The sequence below is a fragment of the Silvimonas terrae genome, from assembly GCF_014202765.1.
Lineage (GTDB): Bacteria > Pseudomonadota > Gammaproteobacteria > Burkholderiales > Chitinibacteraceae > Silvimonas > Silvimonas terrae.
In genome coordinates, this window is record NZ_JACHHN010000014.1 from 1 (window position 1) to 5,568 (window position 5,568).

The window sequence follows — 5,568 nt, forward strand, 5'->3', positions numbered from 1 at the left end:
TTGCAGGAAGGTGTTGACGGGTCCGGGGATGGTCCGTATAGTTCGGTTTCTCCGCTGCAGACACAACAGCGAAACGGCGAAAACGAAAGAGTTTAGCAGGGTTTCAGTGTCTGGTGGCAAACGATCTTTAACAAATTACAGCCGATGAGTGTGGGTGCCTGGCAAGACAAAAAGGCACTCGCACTCAAGAAAAGACGAAATGCAAATTTTGTCATTTCGAGAGTTTTAAGCGAGCGCAAAAGAAGTAACAGGAATTGAACTCAAGAGTTTGATCCTGGCTCAGATTGAACGCTGGCGGCATGCTTTACACATGCAAGTCGAACGGACTTGAAGGGCTTGCTCTTCAAGTTAGTGGCGAACGGGTGAGTAATGCATCGGAACGTACCGTGTGATGGGGGATAACTAACCGAAAGGTTGGCTAATACCGCATACGCCCTGAGGGGGAAAGTGGGGGATCGCAAGACCTCATGTCATACGAGCGGCCGATGTCGGATTAGCTAGTTGGTGCGGTAAAGGCGCACCAAGGCGACGATCCGTAGCGGGTCTGAGAGGACGACCCGCCACACTGGGACTGAGACACGGCCCAGACTCCTACGGGAGGCAGCAGTGGGGAATCTTGGACAATGGGCGCAAGCCTGATCCAGCAATGCCGCGTGGGTGAAGAAGGCCTTCGGGTTGTAAAGCCCTTTTGTCAGGGAGCAAATCCTTGCAGCTAATAACTGCCGGGGATGAGAGTACCTGAAGAATAAGGACCGGCTAACTACGTGCCAGCAGCCGCGGTAATACGTAGGGTCCAAGCGTTAATCGGAATTACTGGGCGTAAAGCGTGCGCAGGTGGCTTGTTAAGACCGATGTGAAATCCCCGGGCTCAACCTGGGAACTGCATTGGTGACTGGCTCGCTAGAGTACGGCAGAGGGGGGTGGAATTCCACGTGTAGCAGTGAAATGCGTAGAGATGTGGAGGAACACCGATGGCGAAGGCAACCCCCTGGGCTGATACTGACACTCATGCACGAAAGCGTGGGGAGCAAACAGGATTAGATACCCTGGTAGTCCACGCCCTAAACGATGTCTACTAGTTGTCGGGGTTTTCGGACCTTGGTAACGCAGCTAACGCGTGAAGTAGACCGCCTGGGGAGTACGGTCGCAAGATTAAAACTCAAAGGAATTGACGGGGGCCCGCACAAGCGGTGGATGATGTGGATTAATTCGATGCAACGCGAAAAACCTTACCTGGTCTTGACATGTCGAGAACCCCGGAGAGATCTGGGGGTGCCGCAAGGAACTCGAACACAGGTGCTGCATGGCTGTCGTCAGCTCGTGTCGTGAGATGTTGGGTTAAGTCCCGCAACGAGCGCAACCCTTGCCATTAGTTGCCAGCATTCAGTTGGGCACTTTAATGGGACTGCCGGTGACAAACCGGAGGAAGGTGGGGATGACGTCAAGTCCTCATGGCCCTTATGACCAGGGCTTCACACGTCATACAATGGTCGGTACAGAGGGCAGCCAACCCGCGAGGGGGAGCCAATCCTTTAAAACCGATCGTAGTCCGGATTGCACTCTGCAACTCGAGTGCATGAAGTCGGAATCGCTAGTAATCGCGGATCAGCATGTCGCGGTGAATACGTTCCCGGGCCTTGTACACACCGCCCGTCACACCATGGGAGTGGGTTTTACCAGAAGTGGCCAGTCTAACCTTCGGGGGGACGGTTACCACGGTAGGATTCATGACTGGGGTGAAGTCGTAACAAGGTAGCCGTAGGGGAACCTGCGGCTGGATCACCTCCTTTCAAGAGAACGTCTTGTGCAGGTACCCACACTCATCGGCTGTAGGTTAAAGATACGGAGAACACCGCAAGCGATTGCGGTGTGATTTGTGGAGCTGGGTCAGTAGCTCAGTTGGTTAGAGCACCGTCTTGATAAGGCGGGGGTCGCTGGTTCGATTCCAGCTTGACCCACCATTGATTGTTGGTGGCTGGCTCGACAGCAAGTCCGCATGTACGAATGGGGGTTTAGCTCAGCTGGGAGAGCACCTGCTTTGCAAGCAGGGGGTCGTCGGTTCGATCCCGTCAACCTCCACCACCACCTGGCGCACCTGGCGGTGAGCAGTATGAAAAACGCCAGCACGCAAGGCAATGTGGAACACAAATCGGCTGTAAATACCAAGCACTCACAAACAAAGGTTTTTGATGAAGTGATTCATCAAGAATGATTGTTTCTGATTGCTTCAATCGGAACCCTGATCAATCAGGGACTTCGTATCTGATCTTTAAAAAAATGGAAGAAGCAAGACTCAAATTCTGAAGTAAAAGATATTGGGTTAGATTGTATCGTTGCTGCACAGTTACGACTGTGTGGTACGCAAACACCTGTAATGCTTGGCTATATGCTGAGGTTATAGGATCAAGCGAATAAGTGCATCTGGTGGATGCCTTGGCGATCACAGGCGATGAAGGACGCGGTAGCCTGCGAAAAGCGACGGGGAGCTGGCAAACAAGCTTTGATCCGTCGATGTCCGAATGGGGAAACCCACCTCTTTTGAGGTATCCATGACTGAATACATAGGTCATGTGAAGCGAACCGGGAGAACTGAAACATCTAAGTACCCCGAGGAAAAGAAATCAACCGAGATTCCGGAAGTAGTGGCGAGCGAAACCGGAACAGCCTGCATGTGATAGCAGAGATCTTAGTGGAACGGCATGGAAAGGCCGGCGACAGTGGGTGATAGCCCCGTACACGAAAGGGACTCTGTGGTACTGAGCATGCGACAAGTAAGGCGGGACACGAGAAATCCTGTCCGAAGACGGGGGGACCATCCTCCAAGGCTAAATACTCGTGATCGACCGATAGTGAACCAGTACCGTGAGGGAAAGGCGAAAAGAACCCCGGGAGGGGAGTGAAATAGAACCTGAAACCGGATGCATACAAACAGTGGGAGCCTCTGAAAATGGGGTGACTGCGTACCTTTTGTATAATGGGTCAGCGACTTACGTTCAGTAGCAAGCTTAACCGCATAGGGGAGGCGCAGGGAAACCGAGTCCGAACAGGGCGCACAGTTGCTGGGCGTAGACCCGAAACCAGGTGATCTATCCATGGCCAGGATGAAGGTGCGGTAACACGCACTGGAGGTCCGAACCCACTAGTGTTGCAAAACTAGGGGATGAGCTGTGGATAGGGGTGAAAGGCTAAACAAACCTGGAAATAGCTGGTTCTCCCCGAAAACTATTTAGGTAGTGCCTCGAGTATTACTGACGGGGGTAAAGCACTGTTATGGCTAGGGGGTCATCGCGACTTACCAAACCATGGCAAACTCTGAATACCGTCAAGTATCAGCTCGGGAGACAGACATCGGGTGCTAACGTCCGGTGTCAAGAGGGAAACAACCCAGACCGCCGTCTAAGGTCCCAAATGACATGTTAAGTGGAAAACGAGGTGGGAAGGCACAGACAGCCAGGATGTTGGCTTAGAAGCAGCCATCATTTAAAGAAAGCGTAATAGCTCACTGGTCGAGTCGTCCTGCGCGGAAGATGTAACGGGGCTCAAACATGTAACCGAAGACGCGGATGTGCAGTTTACTGCACGTGGTAGGGGAGCGTTCCGTAGGCCTGTGAAGGTGTGGTGTAAACCATGCTGGAGGTATCGGAAGTGCGAATGCTGACATGAGTAGCGTTAAAACGGGTGAAAAGCCCGTTCGCCGTAAGCCCAAGGTTTCCTGCGCAACGTTCATCGGCGCAGGGTGAGTCGGCCCCTAAGGCGAGGCTGAAAAGCGTAGTCGATGGGAAACAGGTTAATATTCCTGTACTTTGTATTGGTGCGATGTGGGGACGGAGAAGGGTAGGTCAGCCATCTGTTGGAATAGGTGGTTCAAGCGTGTAGGTGTGGGGATTAGGCAAATCCGGTCCCCTTTAACACTGAGGCGTGATAACGAGGTCTCATTGAGACTGAAGTGATTGATCCCATGCTTCCAGGAAAAGCCACTAAGCTTCAGCCAATACGGAACCGTACCGCAAACCGACACTGGTGGGCAGGATGAGAATTCCAAGGCGCTTGAGAGAACTCAGGAGAAGGAACTCGGCAAATTAACACCGTAACTTCGGGAGAAGGTGTGCCACTGTAGGGTGAAGCGACTTGCTCGTGGAGCCTGAAGTGGTTGCAGTGAAAAGGTGGCTGCGACTGTTTATCAAAAACACAGCACTCTGCAAAGACGAAAGTCGACGTATAGGGTGTGACGCCTGCCCGGTGCTGGAAGGTTAAGTGATGGGGTGCAAGCTCTTGATCGAAGCCCCAGTAAACGGCGGCCGTAACTATAACGGTCCTAAGGTAGCGAAATTCCTTGTCGGGTAAGTTCCGACCCGCACGAATGGCGTAACGATGGCCACACTGTCTCCTCCTGAGACTCAGCGAAGTTGAAATGTTTGTGAAGATGCAATCTCCCCGCTGCTAGACGGAAAGACCCCGTGAACCTTTACTGTAGCTTTGCATTGGACTTTGAAGTGGTTTGTGTAGGATAGGTGGGAGGCTTTGAAGTGGTGACGCCAGTCATCATGGAGCCGTCCTTGAAATACCACCCTGACCCCTTTGAGGTTCTAACCTTGGTCCGTAATCCGGATCGGGGACCGTGCATGGTAGGCAGTTTGACTGGGGCGGTCTCCTCCCAAAGTGTAACGGAGGAGCTCGAAGGTCACCTAGGTACGGTCGGACATCGTACTGATAGTGTAATGGCACAAGGTGGCTTGACTGCGAGACTGACAAGTCGAGCAGGTGCGAAAGCAGGACATAGTGATCCGGTGGTTCTGAATGGAAGGGCCATCGCTCAACGGATAAAAGGTACTCCGGGGATAACAGGCTGATTCCGCCCAAGAGTTCACATCGACGGCGGAGTTTGGCACCTCGATGTCGGCTCATCACATCCTGGGGCTGTAGCCGGTCCCAAGGGTATGGCTGTTCGCCATTTAAAGTGGTACGTGAGCTGGGTTCAAAACGTCGTGAGACAGTTTGGTCCCTATCTGCAGTGGGCGCTGGAAATTTGAGGGGGGCTGCTCCTAGTACGAGAGGACCGGAGTGGACGCATCTCTGGTGTACCGGTTATCACGCCAGTGGTATCGCCGGGTAGCTAAATGCGGAAGAGATAAGCGCTGAAAGCATCTAAGCGCGAAACTCGCCCCAAGATGAGATTTCCCTGGGATCTTGAATCCCCTGAAGGGTCGTTGAAGACCACAACGTTGATAGGCCAGGTGTGGAAGCGCAGTAATGCGTTAAGCTGACTGGTACTAATTGCCCGTGAGGCTTGATCCTATAACCTGAGTGTGTAGGCAGGTTTGGTGTTGTACGATCTACCTCAATACGAAAACACAGAATTTGAACGCAGCAGGCAGCCAACGGCGCCTGGTGTGAATTGCTTCTTCCGAATCAGAGTGAGCTGTAAACACAGACGAACTCAACCAGTTACGTCTGGCGACCATAGCGAGTTGGCCCCACGCCTTCCCATCCCGAACAGGACCGTGAAACGACTTAGCGCCGATGATAGTGCGGATTACCCGTGTGAAAGTAGGACATTGCCAGACACCC

The 5,568-nt window shown here is 52.8% G+C and carries 2 tRNA genes and 3 rRNA genes; all 5 read left to right on the forward strand.

The features are described 5' to 3' along the window. Positions 1-256: 256 nt before the first annotated feature. The 5 genes from HNQ50_RS21810 to rrf all read left to right on the forward strand — a co-directional run bounded on the left by HNQ50_RS21810 (position 257) and on the right by rrf (position 5,564). Positions 257-1,790 (forward strand): 16S ribosomal RNA (locus tag HNQ50_RS21810). Positions 1,791-1,884: 94 nt separating this feature from the next. Next, positions 1,885-1,961: transfer RNA gene (locus HNQ50_RS21815), tRNA-Ile, on the forward strand. Positions 1,962-2,006: 45 nt separating this feature from the next. Next, positions 2,007-2,082 (forward strand) — tRNA-Ala (locus HNQ50_RS21820). A 319-nt stretch (positions 2,083-2,401) separates the two neighbouring features. Continuing rightward, a 23S ribosomal RNA gene (locus HNQ50_RS21825) occupies positions 2,402-5,295 on the forward strand. A gap of 155 nt (positions 5,296-5,450) precedes the next feature. Continuing rightward, a 5S ribosomal RNA gene (gene rrf / locus HNQ50_RS21830) occupies positions 5,451-5,564 on the forward strand. The 16S, 23S and 5S rRNA genes sit together here with 2 tRNA genes alongside, the layout of an rRNA operon. The last annotated feature ends 4 nt before the right edge of the window (positions 5,565-5,568 follow it).